Origin of the sequence: Nocardia sp. NBC_00416 (genome assembly GCF_036032445.1) — a bacterium.
Classification (GTDB): Bacteria; Actinomycetota; Actinomycetes; order Mycobacteriales; family Mycobacteriaceae; genus Nocardia.
In genome coordinates, this window is record NZ_CP107932.1 from 4,044,561 (window position 1) to 4,065,390 (window position 20,830).

Genomic DNA, 20,830 nt, shown 5'->3' on the forward strand with positions numbered 1-20,830 from the left:
CCCCGGTTCTTCACTCCGCCGCTCAGTCGCTGCGCTCCCTCGCTCTGTCGCTCCAGAACCGGGGCGGGCTCCGGCCGTGGGGGATTGCGCCGTATCCGGCGGCGCGGGGCGGGCCCCGACTTTCGACGAGTCCGAGCTGGTCACGGCTTCACTCCTGCCAAATCGAGTGCCTCACGCACCATTTCGGCGGTGGTGGGCGGATCGGTCATCAAAAGAGGAACGCTGCGCACCTGCACGCCGGGGACTTCGGCGGTATCGGTGGTGTGGATCAGCCAGCCGTCGAGAATGCCTGTGGCCGAACGGGATCCGTAGTGGCGGCCCACCGCCTCGGCCGTGGTCTCCACGTCGATGACCGAGAGGCATTCGTCGGCCATCCCGCGCAACGGTTTGCCGTCGATCACCGGCGACACCCCGATCACGGGGGCCTCGGTGGTACGGAGCGCGCCCCGAATTCCGGGCACCGAGAGGATGGATCCGACGCTCACAACCGGGTTCGAGGGGGCCAGTAATACGACATCCGCATCGGCTATGAGTTCAGTCACATTGGGGGCCGGTTTGGCGTCATCAGCCCCGATTGTGGCGAATCCGTGCGTTCGAACGTCCGCGCGGTAGCGAACCCACCACTCCTGAAAATGGATCGCGCGGCGTTCGCCAGGACTCTCCGGATCGCTGATAACTACATGCGTTTCACAGCGATCGTCGGTTGCCGGGACGAGTTTCACGCCGGGTTGCCATCGATTGCAGAGCGCCTCGGTAACCGCCGAGAGCGGATACCCGGCACGCAGCATTTCGGTGCGAACCAGATGCGTCGCTATATCCCGATCCCCCAGTCCGAACCAGTCGGGTTGGGCATGGTATTTCGCGAGCTCCTCCTTCGCGTGCCAGGTTTCACCCAGCCGGCCCCAGCCGCGTTCGGGGTCGATTCCGCCGCCGAGGGTATACATGCAGGTATCGAGGTCGGGGCAGATTCTCAGCCCATGCATCCAGACGTCGTCGCCCACATTGACGATGGCGGAAACCTCCGCCTCGGGGAGCAGCTCCCGGACGCCCAGCAGGAACCGCGCGCCGCCGACTCCGCCGACCAGGACGACGATACGGGGGCCATTGCCGGGTGCGATGTCCGCTTGTTGTGAAGTCACATCTGTACACCCTATGCCGCGCGGGAAATAGTGCGTCTTCCGCTATATTTGCCGCTCATTTGCTATTCGGGTCACAAGATCGACTCGGAATGCCGCGCGGGATAGTAACGGAATAGTGACGGTGGCTTGACCATCACTACTGGCGGCGTGTCTAATCACAGACATGTCATTCCGGGTCGCGCGGGAAGTGCAAGGCGCGTACGGAAATTCGAACGGATGTTCGAATTGGAATGACAGGCTCGGGGAAGTCCGCGAGACAACGTCGCGGAGTTTGGCCGTCGGTATGCGCGTTGATCGACGGAAAGAAATCATTCTGCGCTAACACACAGTGAGGAGGCGGAGCGATGGCCGATGATCTGGCCCCGACCGGCATTCCGGTGGGTGTATCGCGAACCGATTCCACAGCAGGCGCAGCACGATGCGTCACTGCTGATAACGGCTGGACCGACCCTGAGCGGAGTGAACGAGAATCCCCGCCCCGGCTCAGCCTGATCGTGACCGGATTCGACGAGATGTTCGACTCCATCGAAGAACAGTGGCAAGAACGCGCACTCTGCGCGGAAACGGATCCCGAGGCCTTCTTTCCAGAGAAGGGCGGCTCCACCCGCGAGGCCAAGCGCATCTGCTTGGGCTGCGAGGTCCGCGACGAATGCCTGGAATACGCGCTCGCACACGATGAGCGGTTCGGAATCTGGGGCGGCCTGTCGGAGCGGGAGCGCCGGCGCCTCAAGCGCGGTATCGGCTGACTATCGGCGACCCCGTATGCGGCAAATACCGCTCGCGTCGGTGCGCCCCGGAGCATGTAGCCGGGGCGGGCCGTCGCGATCGGCGATCACTGACTAACGTTCGAGTCATGGCACGATCCCGCAACCGCAGACCCCCGACCGCCCGGTCGGTCAGCCGTCGCGGCCGCGGCGTGCGCGGCCCGATGCTGCCGCCGACCGTCCCCGCCTGGCGCACCCGGGGCCAGAAATTCGACCGGCTGGTGCTGGAGGCCTTCGCACCGCTGGACACCCGCTGGCACGATCGTCTCACCAAACTGGATATCGCCGTCGACGATGTGCCGAAAATTCGTCCGCTGCACCCGGATTCGGTAACATGGCCCGACGAGGTCGTCGCCGACGGTCCGGTGCCGCTGTCCCGGCTGATCCCGGCCGGCGTGGACCGGCACGGAACGCCCATCCGGGCCCGAGTGGTGCTGTTCCGCAAACCCCTCGAACTCCGGGCCGGCGACCCCGACGATCTGGTGGAACTACTACGCGAAGTCCTGGTGCAGCAGATCGCGACCTATCTCGGCGTCGACCCGGATGTCATCGATCCGGAGCCGGAATAACCGGCCCGGACAGCGATTCCGCGTGAGCGGAGCCGTTCCCCGCACGAGGGCGAGCATGTCCGGAGCGGTGTGAATCACATCGCGGCGCGCCGCGCGTGCCCAGATACATGAGCGTGTCTGCCCCACTCGCACCGGTGCGGCGGGTTACGCTCATCGCGTGATCTCCATGCGTCGTTGCTGCCGACCAGGCTGCAAGAATCCGGCCGTCGCGACGCTCACCTATGTCTACTCGGACTCGACCGCGGTGGTGGGCCCGCTGGCGACAGTGGCCGAACCACATTCCTGGGACCTCTGCGGAACACATGCCTCCCGGATCACCGCCCCCAAAGGCTGGGATATGGTCCGCCACGAAGGCGGCTTCGCCACCAGCCCCGACGACGACGATCTGACCGCCCTCGCCGAGGCCGTCCGCGAAGCCGGGCTGCGACGCCGGCCCCCGGAACCCGATCAACGCGGTTACCGCGAGCACAATCCGCCGCCCCGGCCCACTCGCACGGGTCGGCGCGGACATCTGCGGGTACTCCCCGACCCGCCCAGCTGAGCGAGTTCCCGGAACACCGATCCGGCCGAGCCCCGATCGCGTCGGCCGGCAGGACCCCGGCACAGACGGACCGACCCTCGGATCTCACGTCACCCGGATCGTCGAAATTCGCCGCGCCGCGCCGACCAGGTTCGGCATCCAGCTAACCGATGCCGAGGCACCTGATGGTCGAACCGGCCTCGGGCGCACGGCCACCTGAAGAAGTAAGCCGCAAATCCGCCCACCCACTCCCTCGAAAAGTCGAGGCCGAGAGCAGCTGCTGACCCCGGTTCCGGACCGATATCGCGAAGGAACACGGTGACCGATCGCGCCCTCCGGCTTGTCCCGATAGTCGGAGCACCGACCGCCATCCATAAATCGACGACCATCGAGCACATACAGATTCGTCAACCCACCCACGCCGGCCAAAACACACATCCACCCACACCCCTCACCGCACTCCGGACAGCCCACCCCCAAGGTCGGGGCCCGCCCCGGTTCTGGAGCGACCAGAGGAAGGGAGCGCAGCGACCGACCGCCGGGAGTGAAGAACCGGGGTTGACGAGGGCCCCGACCCGCCCCGCCGCAGGCGGCGCAATCCAACACAGTCGGGGCCCGCCCCGGTTCTGGAGCGACCAGAGGAAGGGAGCGCAGCGACCGACCGCCGGGAGTGAAGAACCGGGGTTAACGAGGGCCCCGACCCGCCCCGCCGCAGGCGGCGCAATCCAACACAGTCGGGGCCCGCCCCGGTTCTGGAGCGACCAGAGGAAGGGAGCGCAGCGACCGACCGCCGGGAGTGAAGAACCGGGGTTGACGAGGGCCCCGACCCGCCCCGCCGCAGGCGGGGCAATAGATACAGACCCGCCCTGCCGGAGGCAGGGCCATAGACACAGTGTCGGGGTGATCACGCGGGGCACTAGGGTAGTCGCTATGACAGTCGCCCGCCCTGCCGAGTCCGTGAACTCGGTGATCAAGGCCTACGACATCCGCGGTGTGGTCTCCGACCAACTCGACGCCGGCTTCGTTCGGGACACCGGCTCGGCGTTCGCCCGGCTGATGCGGGCCGAGGACGCGCGGCGCGTTGTCATCGGACACGATATGCGCGCTTCGTCTCCACAGTTGGCGGCTGCTTTCGCCGAAGGCGCGCTCGCACAGGGTCTGGACGTGGTGCATATCGGGCTGGCGTCCACCGACCAGCTGTATTTCGCCTCGGGCAAGCTCGATTGTCCGGGGGCTATGTTCACCGCGAGCCACAACCCCGCCCGCTACAACGGCATCAAACTCTGTCGGGCGCGCGCGCTGCCGGTCGGCCAGGACACCGGGCTGGCCGTCATCGCCGATGAGTTGGTGCGCGGGGTGCCGGATCACGACGGGGAGCCCGGCACGGCCAGCGAAGTCGATCTACTCGACGATTACGCGGCTTTCCTACGCGATCTGGTGAACCTCGACGCGATTCGCCCCCTGACGGTGGCGGTGGACGCCGGGAACGGAATGGGCGGGCACACCGTTCCCGCGGTGCTCGGCGCGTTGCCGCAGGTAACGATCGTGCCGCTGTACTTCGAACTGGACGGCAGCTTCCCCAACCACGAGGCCAACCCGCTCGATCCGAAGAACCTGGTCGATCTGCAGGCGTTGGTCCGCGAATCGGGCGCCGATATCGGCTTGGCCTTCGACGGTGACGCGGACCGCTGTTTCGCGGTGGACGAACTGGGTGACCCGGTGTCGCCCTCGGCTATCACCGCGCTGGTCGCCGAGCGTGAACTCGCCAAGGAGCCCGGCGCCACCATCATCCACAACCTGATCACCTCGCGGGCGGTACCGGAGCTGGTGACCGAGCTGGGTGGCCATCCGGTGCGGTCCCGGGTGGGCCATTCGTTCATCAAACAGCTGATGGCCAGCTCCGGCGCGGTTTTCGGCGGCGAACACTCGGCGCACTACTACTTCCGGGACTTCTGGGGCGCCGATTCCGGGATGCTGGCCGCCCTGCACGTCCTGGCTGTCCTGGGCGAGGACAAACGGCCGGTCTCCGAGCTGATGTCCTCGTATACCGCCTACGCCGCCTCCGGCGAGATCAACTCGACGGTCGGGGACGCCGCCGAACGAACCGGCGCGGTCATCGACGCGTTCGCCGGGCGGGCGGTCGCGGTGGACCGCCTCGACGGCGTCACCGTGCAGCTGCCCGACCATGCCTGGTTCAACCTGCGCGCCTCCAATACCGAACCGCTACTGCGTCTCAACGTGGAAGCACGGTCGCAGGAGGAAGTAGACGCACTCGTGACCGAGATCCTGCGCATCGTCCGCGCCTGACTGGAATAGTGGAAATACACACCGTGGGTTCGCCCGTTCCAGGCCCGGTGTCCACGACCCGGGCGGTGGCGGCCGAGACCGATAACAGCGCGATGAGGGGAGGTGCCACACCCGATGATCGCTGATACCCCGGTACTCGATCTGGACGATGCCGCAATGCTCGAGGCCGCCGATACCGGCGGCGCCCTGCGTTCGGCCGCTTCCGGTGGCGCCCAGGTGCGTGCTACCGCGGCGGCGGTGGCCGAGGGGGCGCTCGCGCGGCTGGACGGTCTGCGTCCACGAAGTCTGCTGCTGATCTCCGGCCCCGGCCGGGCCGCCCGGGCGGCCGCACTGCTGGTCGCGGCGCTCGGCGACCGGGCGGGCCTACCTCTGGTGCAGCTCACGGCCGTGCCGTCCTGGGCGGGCCCGCTGGATGTCGTGCTGGTGGCCGGTGACGACGCCGGCGACCCGCGGCTCATCGACGCGGTCGACCGGGCGCTGCGCCGCGGCGCGGAGGTGGTGGTGGCGGCACCGGACGAAGGTCCGCTGCGGGCCGCCGCGGCCGGACGCGCGGCCCTGCTGGCCCCGCGTGTCCCGGTACTCGACGACAACCGCCTGCTTCGGTACCTCGGGGTCGGGATCGCGGTCCTGCGGGCGGTCGACGGCGCCCGCAGCGGCGCCGTCCTGCCCGAACTCGCCGAATTGGCGGATGTACTCGATACCGAGGCGCTGCGGGACGGTCCGCAGCACGAGGTTTTCCGCAATCCCGCCAAGAATCTCGCCGCCCGGACCCAGCAGCGCGGAGTGATCCTGGCCGGCGATACCGCGGCCACCACCGAACTCGCCGTCCACGCGGCCGAGATCTTCCTGCAGACGGCGGGACGCACCGCGACCGCGGTGGAACTGGCCGTCGCGGTGGCGGCACTGCCGCGACTGGTGAACGCCGCCGCGGCGGCCGCACCCGACTACGATCCGCTGTTCCACGACGAACAACTCGATGGTCCACCGCCGGTCGAGAAGCAGCGGATCTTCGTGTGCAGCACCGATTCCGACCCTGTCGCGGCGCGCCGCAGGATCGCGGTGTTCGGCGGCGCGGGCGGCGGCACGGTGGACGCGGACCTGGTCACCGCGGATCTCGAGGCTGTCCCGGGTGACCCGTCCCGGGCCGGTTCACCCGCGGTCGAGCCGGTCCCCGCCCCGATCGGCGGTGAACTGGAGCGTCTCGCCGTACTCGCATTGCGCTGGGAGATGGCGGCGGCCTATCTGCGGCTCATCGGTGGGCGGACGATCGCGGCGAGCGATCCGGACAGTTACGACGGGGGACGCTACTAGTGCACGAACTCGTGGGTGCGCTGCGCTCGTATGCCTGGGGCTCGCGCACCGCGCTGGCTGAACTCTGCGGTCGTCCGGTCCCGTCGGCGCATCCGGAAGCGGAACTGTGGTTCGGCGCCCATCCCGCGGATCCCGCCTATATCCGCACCGACAGCGGTACCCGCTCACTGCTCGAGGTGGTGTCGGAAGATCCCGACAAGGAGCTGGGGGCCGCCGCGGCCCGATTCGATGACCGGCTCCCGTTCCTGTTGAAGATCCTGGCCGCGGAAGAGCCGCTGTCGCTACAGGCGCATCCGAGCGCGGAGCAGGCCCGGTCCGGTTTCGCCCGGGAGAATCGCAACAAGGTGCCGCTCGACTCGCCGATGCGCAACTACCGCGACGACAGCCACAAACCCGAACTGGTGGTGGCGCTGGAACGGTTCGAAGCACTCGCCGGCTTCCGTGACCCCCTGCGTACGGTCGACCTGTTCCGGGCGCTGGGGGTCGTGGAACTCACCCAGTACGCCGATCTGCTCGCCGCGCAACCCGATTCCGACGGGCTGCGCACACTGTTCACCAGCTGGATCACGCTGCCGCCCAACGTGCTGGATACCTTGCTGCCGACCGTTCTCGACGGCTGTGTGCGTTATCTGTCCAATTCCGAACGGGAGTTCGCCGCCGAGGCGCGCACCACGCTGGAACTCGCGGAAGCCTATCCCGGCGACGCCGGCGTGCTGGCGGCGCTGCTGCTGAACCGGATCACCCTGCAACCCGGTCAAGGTCTGTTCCTGGCGGCCGGGAACCTGCACGCCTACCTGCACGGGGTCGGGGTGGAACTGATGGCGAGCTCGGACAATGTGCTGCGCGGCGGGCTGACACCGAAACACGTCGATGTACCGGAGCTGCTGAAAGTTCTCGATTTCGAACCCATCGACCTCCCGCTGGTCCTGCCCGAGCCGGCCGGCGACGGGTCGGTGCGCTACCCCGCTCCGGCGCCGGAATTCGCGCTGCGCCGATTCGACCTGGTCGAAGGATCAGCGCTGGTGCCGCTCACCGACGCCGGCCCCGGAATCGTGCTCTGCACGGCAGGCTCCGCGCGCCTGCTGGACGGCGGCGCCGGGATCCGCCTCGAACGCGGCGGCGCCGCCTGGATCTCGGCCGTCGACACCGACGTCCGCGCCCAGGCGGCCGATGGGCCGGCCACGTTGTTCTGCGCCTGCGTGGGGTCGGTATGAGGTTCGCAGGGCCCTCCCCCGCCCTGTGCTAGCTGCCGCATCACGCAGGCAGCGAATCCAGAGCCACCTCCGAAGAGGTGCCCAGCCCTTGTGCCCAGCGAACCGATCGAGCGGCCCCACAACGTCCGGAATCTGAACGGCAACATTCCCGACCGGCCGCACCCTCCCTGCGCCGAGTCCAGCGAGGCCCACCGAGGTCGCGGCCCGGCCCGCCGTTCAGCGCCCGAAGCGCATGCGCCGCAGGCGCGAGTCCCGGGCGCTGAACAACGGGCCCTCGGGGCCGCAAACCCGCGACGCCGCAAATAAACACAGACCTTCGCGAGCGGGCGCCTTTTTCACCTCAGCGAGCGTGCCCACCCCTCACCCAGCTCCGACTACCTCGATGGTCGACCTCCGTGGTGGGCCCGGCCAGCCCGGTTCTCGAGCACCGGTGCGAAGACCCGGGTCACCAGTGCCCAACCACGCACCGCCGCAGGCGGCGCAGTGCAACACACTCGGTGCCTGCCCCGATTCTGAAGCGACAGACCGACGGAGCACAGCAACCGAGCGCGCACGCACCGCCATCCGATCGACGACCGATGAGCACATACAAAGTCGTCGACCTACCCACGCCGGCCAAGACGCACGTCCACCCGCACTCCTCGCCACTCCGGACGGCCCACCCCCAAGGTCGGGGCCCGCCCCGGTTCTGGAGCGACCAGAGGGAGGGAGCGCAGCGACCGACCGGCGGGAGTGAAGAACCGGGGTTGACAAGGGCCCCGACCCGCGCCGCCGGAGGCGGGGCAATCCAACACGGTCGGGGCCCGCCCCGGTTCTGGAGCGACCAGAGGGAGGGAGCGCAGCGACCGACCGGCGGGAGTGAAGAACCGGGGTTGACGAGGGCCCCGACCCGCCTCGCCGCAGGCGGGGCAATCCCACACAGCATAGGCTGTTGCGCGGCTGTCGTGTTCGATCGAGGCGGACGGCCTGAGGCATCGGAGTACAGGAGGGCGGCGGATGTCGGCTGGTGGAAGTAAGAAGGCGATTCTTGCCGCGTTGTCGGCGAATGCGGGTATCGCCGTGGCCAAGTTCGTGGGTGCGGCGATCACCGGTTCGGCGTCGATGCTGGCCGAGGGCGTGCATTCGGTCGCCGATACCGCCAATCAGGGTTTGTTGTTGTTCGGGCAGAACCGTGCCGAGCAGGAGGCCGATGAGCTGCATCCGTTCGGGTACGGGCGCAGCCGGTACTTCTATTCGTTCGTGGTGGCGCTGGTCCTGTTCACATTGGGTTCGGTGTACGCGCTGTACGAGGGCATCCACAAGGTCCAGCATCCCGAGGAGCTGACCTCTCCGATCGTGGCGATTGTGATCCTGGTGATCGCGATCGGGCTGGAATCCTTCAGTTTCTTTACCGCGGTGAAGGAGTCGACGCCGCTCAAGGGGCGTGCGAGCTGGTGGCAGTTCATCCGTAATTCGCGGAGCCCGGAGCTGCCGGTGGTGCTGTTGGAGGACACCGGTGCGCTGGTCGGCCTGGTGTTCGCGCTGGCCGGTGTGGGTCTGACCATGATCACCGGTGACCCGGTGTGGGACGGTGTCGGCACGCTGGCGATCGGTGCGCTGCTGGGTGTTATCGCGATCATTCTGATCGTCGAGATGCACAGTCTGCTGATCGGTGAGGGTGCCACGGCCGCGGAGGATCGCGCGATTCGCGAGAACCTGGTGGACGGTACGACGATCGACCGGGTGATCCACATGAAGACGCAGTACATCGGTCCGGAGGAGCTGCTGGTGGCGGCGAAGGTCGCGGTGGTTCCGGGGTTGGACATCGCCCGGATCGCCACCGGGATCGACGGGGCGGAGAGCCGGGTGCGGGCAGCTGTTCCGGCGGCCCGGATCATCTATCTGGAGCCCGATCTGTATCGGGAGACCGCCGCGGACGCCTAGGTTCGAGGGTCGGGCGCGGGGTTCGCGGTGAGCAGTTGGTACGGGTCGGTGCGGATGCCGAATTCGGTGCGCAGCGCGTGCCGGGCGGCGTGCAGTCCGCTCATACCGTGGACTCCGCCGCCGGGCGGGGTGGCCGAGGAGCACAGGTAGACACCGGGTAGGCCGGTGGCGTACGGGTTCCAGCGCGGTACCGGACGGAACACGGTCTGCGCGATGGTCATGGCGCCGGCGTTGATATCGCCGCCTACGTAGTTCGCGTTGTACGCGGGCATGTCCGCGGCTGTGCGCACGTGTTTCGCGAGGATGAGGTCGCGGAAGCCGGGTGCGAATCGTTCGATCTGGTCGATCATCAGTTCGCTGACGTCACGGTCGGAGCCGTGTGGAACGTGGGCGTAGGCGTAGAGCGTGTGCTGTCCGGCCGGGGCGCGGGTCGGATCGACGACGCCGGGCTGGATCACCAGTGTGTAGGGCCGGTCGGTGTGCACGCCGGCGGCGACGGCGTGTTCGGCGGCCATCGCTTCGGCGCGGCTGCCGACCAGGTGCAGGGTGCCGGCCGCCGCGCAGTCCGCGGCCTGCCAGGGCACCGGGCCCGATAGCGCGAAGTCGACTTTGCAGGCGCCGCCGCCGTAGCGGTACCGGTCGAGCCGGCGGCGATATCGGGCGGGGAGGCGTTCGCCGGTGATCCGGACGAGTTCGGCCGGTGCGGTGTCGCAGATGATCGCGCGGGCGGACCGGAATTCGTCGAGCGAGTTCACTCGGTGACCGGTGTGCAGCCGACCACCGCGCCGGCGCAGATCGTCGGCGAGCGCGTCCACGATCGCTTGGCTGCCGCCGCGCGGCATCGGCCAGCCGCCCGCGTGCGCGAGTGTGGCCAGTAGCAGTCCCGCGCCCACCGCGGGCAGGGCCCGCGGTGGGGTGATGACATGTTCGGCGACACCGGTGAACAGGGCGGGCGCGATCTCGCCGCGGAACCGGATATTCCACAGCGGCGAGCCCTGTTCCACCAGGCGCAGACCGAACCGGATCGTGGCCGGTCCGATCGGGATGTGCCGCATATCCGACATCGCCGTGTCGACGACTCGCGGCCAGTCCCGCACCAGCGGCTCGAACAGCGACCGCCAGGCATCGCCGTCGACGCCCAGCGCTTCCGCCGTGCGGTCGAGGTCTCGCCACGCGACTCCTGCGGTACCGCCGTCGAGCGGGTGCGCGTACGAGGCCTGCGGCGTGAGCAGTTCCACTCCGTGCGCGGCGAGGTCGAATGCCCGGAAGAACGGTGAGGCGAATGCCATCGGGTGCGCGCCGGCGCATTCGTCGTGCCGGAAACCGGGCAGGGTCGTCTCGGCGGTACGGCAGCCACCGCCCAGCGTCGATCCGGCCTCGTACACCTCGACTTCGAGCCCCGCGGCGGCCAGTGTCACCGCCGCCGCGAGGCCGTTGGGGCCGGAGCCCACCACCACGACATCTGCCATGCCTTCGATTCTGCCTCGCCGGCCGATCACCGGCCGCCCGGATCACGCGATGGGTTGCCGGGAAAGGGCCCGGGAGCCGGTTCGGACGGGCAGGCTCTCATAGCCGTGCAGGGTGTACAGCTGACGACGCCGGGGCGGACCGCTGAGGCGGAGGCCGGGGAACTGTTCGAACAGTGCGCGCAGCGCGTAGGCCGCTTCCATCCTGGCCAGACTGGCGCCGAGGCAGGCGTGTATTCCGCTGCTGAACCCGAGGTGTTCCTTGGCGTTGTCGCGGGTGATGTCGAAGCGGGCGGGGTCCGGGAACATTTTCGGATCGCGATTGGCGCCTGCCAGCGACAACACCACCGACGCGCCTCTTCGCAACTGCCGGCCGTCGATGTCCACGTCGGTCTGTGCGATGCGCGCGGTGGTCTGCACCGGCGGATCGAAGCGCAGGATCTCTTCGACCGCACCGGGCCACAGGTCCGGTTCGGCCCGCAGGCGGGCCAGTTGATCCGGATGTTCGAGCAGGAGCACGATGCCCTTGCCGATGAGGTTGACCGTGGTCTCGAATCCCGCGCCCATCAGCAGCGTCGCCGACGCGCACAGCTCATGGGTGGACAGTTCCCCTTTGGTGACCAGACTGCTCAGCACGTCCTCGCCGGGTTCGATGCGCAGCCGGTCGATATGGGCGAGCAGATAGTCCTGTACCGCTTCCGAAGAACGCATGGCGCGTTCGTGGGTGCTCCAGGAGATGCCGATATCCAGCAGCGGACTGATCGCGTCGCCCCAGCGCAGGAACATCTCCCTGTCGCGATCGGGGAATCCGAGCATTTCGGAGATGATGGCGATCGGCACCTGCGCCGCGAATTCGCCGACCAGATCCGCCGGACCGTCGTCGGGCAGCGCCGCGAGCAGTTCATCGGTGACGGTGGTGACCCGATCGCGCAGCCGGGCGATAGCCCGCGGGGTGAAGGCCGCCGCCACCGGTTTGCGCATCCTGGTGTGTTCGGGTTGGTCGAGCATCAACATCGACGGCGGGTCGACCGGGTTGGCCGGGATCGGCCGTCGGTCCAGGGCTCGGCGCACGAACTCCGGCATGCGTAACACGGTCGGCATTCCGACGCCGAACCGGTTGTCGCGCAATATCTCCCGGCACAGCGCGTGGTCCATGGTGATCCAGAGCGGCCGAATTCTGCGCAACCCGCCGTCCCCGCGAAGCTCCTCGATGAGCGGGTACGGGTTCTCGATTCCCTCCGGACCGCCGTTCAGGCGGGCGAACAGGTCGCCCCGCCGTAGCTGCGCCTTCTTCCCGAGCCTGATCACGCCGTGCTTGTCGACCCAGCGGAACACATATTCCGGCTTCATCCCACCCAACTCCTGTCATGCCGACGGCTTCCCTACGCGCGCTCGCGCCACAGCGGAGCGCTCGGCGGCCGGTCGGTCCGGCCGTGTCCGACAGCCGCCGGCACCGGACAGCCACCCGCCACCAACGCTACGGAACGCGGGCCGGTCCGGGAACCTGCCGGAGTCGGATGCCGGGACCTACCGTGGTAGGAGAAACGCGTGTCCCGTCGGGTCAGCGGATGCGGGTGACCCGTTCGCTGTCCACCCGCCGCTCCCGTTGCGCCGGATCGGGATTGGCCACCTGCACCAATGACGCGCCCGCCGCGAGCACGGCGAGATATCCGTCGATCAACTCGGCGGGAGTGTCCCAGGTGGCGCTGGAGAGCACCCGGTCGCCTTCGGAGAACCCCTGCAGGGCAGCCGATTTACGGGCCTCGGCGAGCACCTCCGAAACCGGCATGCCGTCGAGGGCCGCACCGGCGCCGCCGGGCAGGAACTGATCACCGTGCACCCGGACAGCCGTCGCGTAGTCGGTGACGCCGATCGGCAGATCGCGGACCGGCCCGCCCATCGGGTCCAGCGACAACGCCGCGACCTCGGGGGTGTCCTCGGTCTCGGCCAGCCGGTCGGCCGCGGCGAACGCCAGTTCGGCGTCCGGGTCGGACCGCAGCACCACTTCCGTTCCGGCCCACCAGCAGCCGAGCAGAACCGCGGCGGTCTGCCAGTGCGCGGGAAGCAGCACCGCCACCCGCGCGCCCGGAGTGAGCCCGAATTCGTCACGGATCAGATTGGCGGTCTTGGCGGCCCAGTTGGCCAGGGTGAGCCCGGACAGCTCGATCCGGGCCCCGGTCGCGTCGTCGTACCACGTAACGCGGGGACCTGCCGGTTCGCGTTCCAGAATCGGCTCGAGCACCGCTTCGGGGAGTGTCGTTGCCTGGTCTATGTCACGCATCGTCTGCTTTCGGCGCTCAATTCACACAGGTGGGTCCGTCTTCGGCCGCCGCGATCGGCGGCGCGGGCGGCACCGGGGTGGCCGACGTCGACGTATTGCCGAAATCGAACACATCCTCGCTACCGGATCCGGGGCCAGCGTAGTCGCTCGCCAGGACCACGTTCACCGTCCCCGCCGCCAGCGATGGATCCGGTTCGACGGGGAGCCCGCCGAGCACGGTCGCGACGGCCCGGGCGCCCGGATCCGTTGCCGAGGAGGCGAGCACCTGGCTCTGTGACACCGACCCACCCGAATAGTTACCCACGTCTCCCGTGCGGTAACCGAGAGCGAGGAGTTCCTGGGCGACCGAGCTCGCCAGGCCGGAGACCGTGCTGGAGTTGTACACGGCCACTTCGACCGTCCCCGGATCGATATCGGGAGCGGAGGCCGTCGTCGTCCCGGCGGCCTGGCTCGCGGGCTCCTCCCCGACCAGCGCCGCGACATAGTCCTGCACTTCGGCGGGATCGACCCGGACCACCGATTCACCGTTGGAGGTGGTGCCGTTGAGATCGGCGACCGGAATGGTTTCGAAGGTGACCTCGCCGGCGGCGAGGTCCTGGAGTTGGTCGAGGAAGGCCAGCAGATCCCAGCCCTCGTCGAGTACGACCGTGCGCCCGACCGCGTCGCTGAGTTCGCGCAACCGGCTCGGATTGCTCAACGTGTCGGCACTGACCACCTGGTGCACCAGTTGCGCCATGAACACCTGCTGGCGCACGATGCGGTCCAGATCCCCGCGCTCGAGATTGTGCCGCTGCCGGACGAAGCTCAAGGCCTGCGGTCCGTCCAGTTTCTGCCGGCCGCCCGGGAAATACGCACCGGACAGCGGCTCGTCCACCGCATGCCGCAGGCAGACGTCCACCCCGCCGACCGCGTCGGTGAGCAGAACGAACCCGAGCAGGCTGACCTCGGCGTAGTGGTCGACGGTGATCCCGGTGAGTCCGGCCACGGATTCGATCAGCGCCTGCCGTCCACGCTGGGTGGACTGGGCCTCGGCTTCCTCGGCCGAGGAGCCTTCGGCGAGCAGATCGTCCTGCACGGTCTGCTTCGTGATCCCGTACGCGGAGTTGATCTTGCCTTTGCCCAGGCCCGGGATATCGACGTAGGCGTCGCGAGGAATCGAGATGGCCGTGGCCGACCGGCCGTCGTTCGGAACCCGGACCAGCACGATGGTGTCGGTGTTGGTTCCGATCTCGTCGCCCGCGTGCAGCATGGCCCGTTCGGCGTCGCTGAGCGGATCGCCTTTCGCGTCGGTACGCGAGTCCACGCCCACGAGCAGGATATCCACCGCACCGTCGCGATGCCCACCCAGGCCCAGATCGCTGATCCGCTCGATATTCGACACCAGCGAATCCACACCACGCCAAGCGAACCCGGTCGCCACCAGCACAATCAGAGCAACCGATGCGACCAGGACCCGCACCGGACTCCACAACGTCGGCTCCCCACGCTGCGCCACCTTGAACTTCCTCTCCCCGTACGGATCGGTCGAGGACCCCGACCCACTTCGCGTATGCCGTCGAAACACCTTCCGCACCACGCAGGCTAACCAACAGCAGCCCGGGTGACTCCGATTCGGCGACCGACGGCGTGCCAGACTGGGCCGGTGAACGCCGCTGTACCGCCCGGAAACGAAATCGCCGACCGCCTCCTCGTCACCGGGGCGGGCGGTCAGGTGGGTGGTGAGCTACTCCGGCTGATACCCGATATGCGTGCCTTCACCCGGTCCGCGCTCGACATCACCGATCGCGCCGCCGTGGAATCGGTGGTGCGTCCCGGCGATATCGTCCTCAATTGTGCCGCCTACACCGCCGTCGATCGGGCCGAATCGGAGCCCGAGGCCGCGTTCGCGGGCAACGAGACCGGTCCGGCGGTGCTGGCCGCGGCCTGCGCGCGCGTCGGCGCCCGCCTGATCCACCTGTCGACCGATTACGTTTTCCCGGGCACCGGCGCGGCCCCCTACGAGCCCGCCGACGCCACCGGGCCCAGCACCGTCTACGGGCGTTCGAAACTCGCCGGTGAGCGTGCGGTGCGCGAACTCTGCCCGCACGCGCAGATCGTCCGGACCGCCTGGGTCTACACGGGGACCGACGGTGATTTCGTGGCCACCATGCGGCGGCTGGAATCCGAACGCGACACCGTATCGGTGGTGGACGACCAGATCGGGTCCCCCACCTACGCTGCCGACCTCGCCGCCGCGCTGCTCGACCTGGCCGCGCATCCGGAGGCCCCCGCCGTACTGCACGCGACGAACTCGGGCCGGGCCAGCTGGTTCGATCTGGCGCGCGCGGTATTCGCCGGAATCGGCGCCGACCCCGCACGGGTGCACCCCTGCACCACCGCCGAATTCCCTCGGCCGGCCGCCCGGCCCGCCTACTCGGTACTGTCCGGTACAGCCTGGCACGACGCCGGACTGACGCCCTTGCGCCCATGGAAATCCGCGCTGACCGAGGCATTGACCCGGGCGGCCCATTAGGGTGGTGCGCTGTGAGCGCTTCCGATAACCCGGACCATCAGCCTGACCGCCCACGCCTGGCCGTGGTCACGGTCACCTATTCGCCGGGCGAACATCTCGAGCATTTCATCAGTACCCTGACGACCGCCACTGCGGAGAAGCCGCAGGTGATCCTGGCCGACAACGGTTCCACCGACGGCGTTCCCGAACTGGTGGCCGACGCCAACGCACATGTGCGGTTCCTACCGACCGGCGGGAACATCGGATACGGCGGCGCGATCAACCGGGCCGTCGCCGAACTCGATCCCGACCTCGAATACGTACTGATCGCCAACCCCGATATCCGCTGGGGCAACGACTCGATCGACATCATGCTGGAAGCGGCCGGCCGCTGGCCCCGCGCCGGCGCGATCGGACCCATGGTCCTCGAGCCCGACGGTAGCGTCTACCCCTCCGCCCGATCGGTCCCCGGCCTGCTCGACGGCGCCGGTCACGCGATACTCGGCGCGGTGTGGAAGACCAACCCGTGGACCCGGCGCTACCGCCAGGAGAACGAGGAGATCTCCGAACGCACCGTCGGCTGGCTGTCCGGCTCGTGCCTGCTGGTGCGCCGCGAAGCGTTCGACTCGATCGACGGTTTCGATTCCCGCTACTTCATGTACATGGAGGACGTCGACTTCGGCGACCGGATGGGCAGGGCAGGCTGGCACAACGTCTTCGTGCCCGACGCCGAGGTCACCCACGCCAAAGGACACGCGGCCGGGCGCCACCCCGAGAAGATGTTGCCCGCCCACCACGCCAGCGCCTACCGATTCCAAGCCGATCGGCATCCGCACTGGTGGCAGGCCCCGCTGCGGGTGGCGCTGAAGGCCGGACTTGCGGTGCGCTGCCGGATTGCGGTTCGATCCGCTCTGCGTGCACGGGACCGGGAACAGGCCGGATAGCTACCCTCCCGGACCGTGCCGGGTCGATGGTCGGATCGGAACAAGGGAGCTCCATGGCATCACAAGCAGGCGCGGACGCGGTGATTCTGGTCGGCGGAAAGGGCACCCGGCTGCGGCCGCTGACCCTGTCGGCGCCCAAACCGATGCTTCCGACGGCCGGGCTCCCGTTCCTGACCCATCTGCTGACCCGGATCGCCGCCGCCGGCCTCACCCATGTGGTGCTCGGCACGTCCTACAAGGCCGAGGTCTTCGAGGAGCACTTCGGCGACGGCTCCGAATTCGGGCTGGACATCGAGTACGTCACCGAGACCGAGCCGCTGGGGACCGGCGGCGGCATCCGCAATGTGCTGCCCCGGCTCACCGCGGACAACGTCATGGTGTTCAACGGCGACGTCCTGGGCGGCACCGATCTGCGCGCCATCCTGGCGACCCACGAAACCACCGAAGCCGACGTCACCCTGCACCTCGTGCGGGTCAGCGACCCCCGCGCCTTCGGTTGTGTCCCGACCGACGCCGACGGCCGCGTCACGGCGTTCCTGGAGAAGACCCAGGATCCGCCGACCGACCAGATCAACGCCGGTTGCTACGTGTTCCGTCGCGAATACATCGAGAAGATCCCGGCCGGGCGCCCCGTCTCCGTGGAACGCGAAGTGTTCCCGGCTCTGCTCACCGAGGGCGCGCGTGTCCAGGGACACGTCGATACCTCCTACTGGCGCGATATGGGCACCCCGGAGGACTTCGTCCGCGGATCCGCCGATCTGGTCCGCGGTATCGCCCCCTCTCCCGCGCTGCCCGGCCAGCGGGGAGAATCCCTGGTCCACGAAGGCGCCGGCATCGCGCCGGGGGCCCTGCTCATCGGCGGCACAGTGGTCGGCCGCGGCGCCGAAGTCGGCGCCGGGGCCCGGCTGGACGGCGCGATCCTGTTCGACGGCGCCAAAGTGGAGGCCGGCGCGACGGTCGAACGCTCCATCATCGGCTTCGGGGCCCGTATCGGCCCGCGTGCCCTGGTCCGCGACGGAGTGATCGGCGACGGAGCCAGTGTCGGCGCCCGCTGTGAACTGCTGCGTGGCGCCCGGGTCTGGCCGGGAGTGCAGATCCCCGACGGGGGCATCCGCTTCTCGACCGACGTATAGCCCTCAGGCGAAGCCGACCGCCCGCTCTCCCCACGCGGTGAGCAGATCCCCTTCCGGATCCGGAACCACCCGGTCGATCGCGTCGATCAGCAATGTTTCGCGGGATTCCGGATGGTAGGGCGGCCAATGTTTGGACCCGTCCAGCGCCGCGGGCACGCCGTGCGCCGCGAACGCCAGCCAGCGGCGCATCATCCGGCCCGATACCTCGGCCGCCTGTTTCCGGCCGCCGAGCCAGAAAGTGGGGTCGTGGTCGAAGGTGCCGAAGTTACCGAACACATACGGCAGTTCGGTGGCGTGCCCGGCGCCGACCCGGGCGGCGCGCAGCATGGGCGTCGCATGGTCGAAGCGGTACATCCAGGTCCGCGAATGCTGTGCGTGACCGTCGGCCACCCACAGCGCGGGCATCCGGAAGGCGGCGTCGGTGGACATGGCCAGCGCGCCGCGCGGTTTGGCGAGGTCGGGATACACCGAGGTGATCTCGGCGAGCCGTTCCGCGGTCAGGCCCGGATGCCCGGCCTGCACCTGTTGGAGCATGGTGTTCACCGCTTCCGGGGTCACCGGCATTATCGGTGAGCGGAACAGCCGGAACAGCGATGCCTCGTCTTTGTTGGTGCCGATGATGAGGGGCACCCGGTGCGAACGGCCGTCCCGGAAACGGTCCGTGGGATAGCCGGGCAGCAGGTCCTCGTCCACCACCGGCGCGGCGGCGAGCGTGCCCGGAGCCTGCAGCGGCACCTCGTCGATCAGCACCGCGGCGGCCCGCACGATCCGCTGGATCGGCATTTCGAGAAGCTCACCGATCCGGGCGCGGGGCAGGTCCACCAGTTCACGGAAACGTTCGGCCACGCCCGCCGCGCGTTCGCGGCCGTACACCGTGGTCGCGGGCGGGCTCTGGGCGATCGCGCGCTGGAACAGGCCCGCGGCCCGGGGCGCGGTGAGGAGCGCGGTCACGCAGCCGGCGCCGGAGGACTCACCGAAGAGGGTGACGTTGCCGGGGTCGCCGCCGAAGCTGTCGATATTGTCACGCACCCACTCCAGCGCGGCGAGCTGATCGAGGAGCCCCAGATTGGGCACGAACTCGCCGGACAGCGACGACAGGTCCAGGAAGCCGAAAGCGCCCACCCGGTAGTTCACCGTGACCACCACGACGTCACCGGACTCCGCCAGGTGGCGGCCGTCGTATACCGCCTGCGCGGCCGAACCCAGACAGTAGGCGCCGCCGTGCAGCCACACCATGACCGGGCGCGGCTCCTCCGCGGCAGTTGCCGGAGCCCAGATGTTGAGCCACAGGCAGTCCTCCCCCATGGCCAACGCTCGGTCGATGGGGACGGTGTTGTCCATGTCCTGGGGTGCGACCTGGCCGGATAGGACGCAGTCCCGGACCCCTTCCCAGCGTTCCGGCCAGCGCGGCGGCCGAAACCTGCGCGGACCGGCGGGCGCGGCGGCATACGGGACACCGCGCCAGATCGATACAGCGCCCTCCCGGGTACCGCGGACCGCGCCGAACTCGGTCCGCGCCACCGGAGCGCGCTCATCGCCCACCGCAGGCGTCACCTCGAAGCACTGGACATTCATCACAGACCTCCTCTACCTGTGCATTCGAGGGTACGACCGAAGTGGTTACACTTCGGTTTCAGAAATGTCGCGTTGCTCGCCGAATATGGTGTGCCGGCACGCCCTAGAATCCGGACATGCCGAGTTATGAGTTCCGCTGCCGCAGCTGTGGCGACACCTTCGAGGTCAACCGTCCGATGGCGCAGGCATCGGATCCCGCGGTCTGCCCGGACGGCCACGACGACACGGTGAAACTGCTGACCACGTTCGCGACCCCCGGCCGCGCGGCCGCGCCGGCGGTATCGGCGCCCGCACCGGCGGCGGGCGGCTGCTGCGGCGGCGGCTGCTGCGCCTGATTCCGCGTCCCCGCGGGGTGTCCGGGGACGAGCCGCGGATCGGGAAGTGATCCCGGCGCCCCGGACTCGACGCACCGTCTCATCCCGCGTCGGCGGACCCGGGGCCGTCCTCGCGCGCACGGTCGATGTGACCGAGATCGCGCGCCGGGGCGATCCGATCGCGGACCCGTTGTTTCAGCACCGCGATATCCGGGAATCCGCCGTCGGCTTTGCGCTCCCACACCTGGGCGTCGTCGACGGTGATGCGGAAGACACCGCCCGCACCGGGGATCAACGCCACCTCACCGATATCGGTGGTGAACGTGGTGAGCAACTCCTGGGCCATCCAGCTCGCGCGCAGCAGCCAGCGGCACTGCGTGCAGTATTCGATGGCGATACGCGGCATGACGGGCACACTACCGGGAGGACCGCGCCCGGGCCCGGCGGCGGCTCGCGGCGACCGGGCGGGCGCTAATGCTCGATGTCACCGTCGAGGTAGCTCCAGCGGCCCTCGGTACGGGTGAATCGGCTGACCTCGTGCAACTGTCCGCGACCGGCCGGATCACGATAGTGCGCGGTGAATTCGACCGTGCCGGACTCGTCGAAAGGCCCGCCGCCGGTGGTGTGCCGGATCTCCAGGAACAGCCAGCGACGACCGGGATCGAGGTCGAGCGCGGCAGGCCGCGTGGCGGGATGCCAGGACCGCAGCAGGTAATCGGCGTCGCCGAGCGCGAACGCGGTGTACCGCGAACGCATGAGCGCCTCGGCACTCGGCGCCGGGCGCCCGGCCAGCACCGGTCCGCAGCATTCGCCGAAGGTATCGCCGCGGCGGCAGGGGCACGGCTTCGTATCGTCCACGCCCCGATTCTGCCCAACGCC

At 68.8% G+C, this 20,830-nt stretch carries 19 protein-coding genes; 11 read left to right on the top strand and 8 right to left on the bottom strand.

Annotated elements, in window-relative coordinates:
• Window positions 1-140 precede the first annotated feature (140 nt).
• Window positions 141-1,118 (bottom strand): 2-phospho-L-lactate transferase, encoded by a 978-nt coding sequence (gene cofD, locus OG804_RS17250; RefSeq protein WP_328398480.1) that lies wholly within the window; start codon window positions 1,116-1,118, stop codon window positions 141-143.
• 533 nt (window positions 1,119-1,651) lie between these two features.
• Here cofD and OG804_RS17255 point away from each other — a divergent pair.
• The 7 genes from OG804_RS17255 to OG804_RS17285 all read left to right on the top strand — a co-directional run bounded on the left by OG804_RS17255 (window position 1,652) and on the right by OG804_RS17285 (window position 9,747).
• Window positions 1,652-1,885 carry a WhiB family transcriptional regulator gene (locus OG804_RS17255; protein WP_084471558.1) on the top strand — a complete coding sequence of 78 codons (234 nt, stop codon included), beginning with the start codon at window positions 1,652-1,654 and terminating at the stop codon, window positions 1,883-1,885.
• Window positions 1,886-1,992: 107 nt separating this feature from the next.
• Window positions 1,993-2,472: a metallopeptidase family protein gene (locus OG804_RS17260; protein WP_168165638.1), complete on the top strand. Its 480-nt coding sequence runs from the start codon at window positions 1,993-1,995 to the stop codon at window positions 2,470-2,472.
• Window positions 2,473-2,638: 166 nt separating this feature from the next.
• A complete protein-coding gene (locus OG804_RS17265) occupies window positions 2,639-3,013 on the top strand; it encodes a DUF3499 domain-containing protein (protein WP_442941885.1) in 375 nt (124 codons plus the stop codon).
• A gap of 909 nt (window positions 3,014-3,922) precedes the next feature.
• Window positions 3,923-5,299: a phosphomannomutase/phosphoglucomutase gene (locus OG804_RS17270; RefSeq protein WP_328387741.1), complete on the top strand. Its 1,377-nt coding sequence runs from the start codon at window positions 3,923-3,925 to the stop codon at window positions 5,297-5,299.
• 114 nt (window positions 5,300-5,413) lie between these two features.
• The gene (locus OG804_RS17275) at window positions 5,414-6,610 is read left to right on the top strand and encodes a tobH protein (RefSeq protein WP_328387743.1); all 1,197 of its coding nucleotides are present in this window, start codon (window positions 5,414-5,416) and stop codon (window positions 6,608-6,610) included.
• A complete protein-coding gene (gene manA, locus OG804_RS17280; protein WP_328387745.1) occupies window positions 6,610-7,824 on the top strand; it encodes a mannose-6-phosphate isomerase, class I in 1,215 nt (404 codons plus the stop codon). The genes OG804_RS17275 and manA overlap by 1 nt, the downstream gene beginning before the upstream one ends.
• A gap of 996 nt (window positions 7,825-8,820) precedes the next feature.
• Window positions 8,821-9,747 carry a cation diffusion facilitator family transporter gene (locus OG804_RS17285; RefSeq protein WP_328387747.1) on the top strand — a complete coding sequence of 309 codons (927 nt, stop codon included), beginning with the start codon at window positions 8,821-8,823 and terminating at the stop codon, window positions 9,745-9,747.
• Here the strand turns inward: OG804_RS17285 and OG804_RS17290 are convergent.
• From OG804_RS17290 to OG804_RS17305, 4 genes are all read right to left on the bottom strand, one after another.
• Window positions 9,744-11,216 carry a phytoene desaturase family protein gene (locus OG804_RS17290; RefSeq protein WP_328387749.1) on the bottom strand — a complete coding sequence of 491 codons (1,473 nt, stop codon included), beginning with the start codon at window positions 11,214-11,216 and terminating at the stop codon, window positions 9,744-9,746. The two genes, OG804_RS17285 and OG804_RS17290, sit on opposite strands and share 4 nt — an antisense overlap.
• A 42-nt stretch (window positions 11,217-11,258) precedes the next feature.
• Complete coding sequence (locus OG804_RS17295) at window positions 11,259-12,563, bottom strand: cytochrome P450 (protein WP_328387751.1); 1,305 nt, start codon at window positions 12,561-12,563, stop codon at window positions 11,259-11,261.
• A 211-nt stretch (window positions 12,564-12,774) separates the two neighbouring features.
• A complete protein-coding gene (locus OG804_RS17300) occupies window positions 12,775-13,494 on the bottom strand; it encodes a TIGR03089 family protein (RefSeq protein WP_328387753.1) in 720 nt (239 codons plus the stop codon).
• A 16-nt stretch (window positions 13,495-13,510) separates the two neighbouring features.
• Window positions 13,511-14,989, bottom strand: a complete 1,479-nt coding sequence (locus OG804_RS17305; protein WP_328387754.1) for an LCP family protein — start codon at window positions 14,987-14,989, stop codon at window positions 13,511-13,513.
• Between the two features lie 147 nt (window positions 14,990-15,136).
• On the opposite strand from OG804_RS17305, the gene rfbD reads away from it, so the two are divergent.
• Genes rfbD through OG804_RS17320 form a run of 3 tightly spaced genes read left to right on the top strand, consistent with a single transcriptional unit; the run spans window position 15,137 to window position 18,062 of the window.
• A complete protein-coding gene (gene rfbD, locus OG804_RS17310; RefSeq protein ID WP_328387756.1) occupies window positions 15,137-16,006 on the top strand; it encodes a dTDP-4-dehydrorhamnose reductase in 870 nt (289 codons plus the stop codon).
• Window positions 16,007-16,017: 11 nt separating this feature from the next.
• A complete protein-coding gene (locus tag OG804_RS17315) occupies window positions 16,018-16,929 on the top strand; it encodes a glycosyltransferase family 2 protein (RefSeq protein WP_328387758.1) in 912 nt (303 codons plus the stop codon).
• A 53-nt stretch (window positions 16,930-16,982) separates the two neighbouring features.
• Entirely contained in the window at window positions 16,983-18,062 is a 1,080-nt protein-coding gene (locus OG804_RS17320; RefSeq protein ID WP_328387760.1) for an NDP-sugar synthase, read from the top strand.
• A gap of 3 nt (window positions 18,063-18,065) precedes the next feature.
• Here the strand turns inward: OG804_RS17320 and OG804_RS17325 are convergent, their stop codons facing one another.
• Window positions 18,066-19,637, bottom strand: a complete 1,572-nt coding sequence (locus OG804_RS17325; RefSeq protein WP_328387762.1) for a carboxylesterase/lipase family protein — start codon at window positions 19,635-19,637, stop codon at window positions 18,066-18,068.
• A gap of 116 nt (window positions 19,638-19,753) precedes the next feature.
• Here OG804_RS17325 and OG804_RS17330 point away from each other — a divergent pair, with 116 nt between their 5' ends.
• Window positions 19,754-19,972, top strand: coding sequence for an FmdB family zinc ribbon protein (locus tag OG804_RS17330; RefSeq protein WP_328387764.1), 219 nt, complete (start codon window positions 19,754-19,756; stop codon window positions 19,970-19,972).
• Window positions 19,973-20,051: 79 nt separating this feature from the next.
• On the opposite strand, the gene OG804_RS17335 is transcribed toward OG804_RS17330, so the two are convergent.
• Window positions 20,052-20,357 (bottom strand): SelT/SelW/SelH family protein, encoded by a 306-nt coding sequence (locus OG804_RS17335; protein WP_328387766.1) that lies wholly within the window; start codon window positions 20,355-20,357, stop codon window positions 20,052-20,054.
• A gap of 65 nt (window positions 20,358-20,422) precedes the next feature.
• Window positions 20,423-20,809, bottom strand: a complete 387-nt coding sequence (locus OG804_RS17340; RefSeq protein WP_328387767.1) for a YchJ family protein — start codon at window positions 20,807-20,809, stop codon at window positions 20,423-20,425.
• Between the last annotated feature and the right edge of the window lie 21 nt (window positions 20,810-20,830).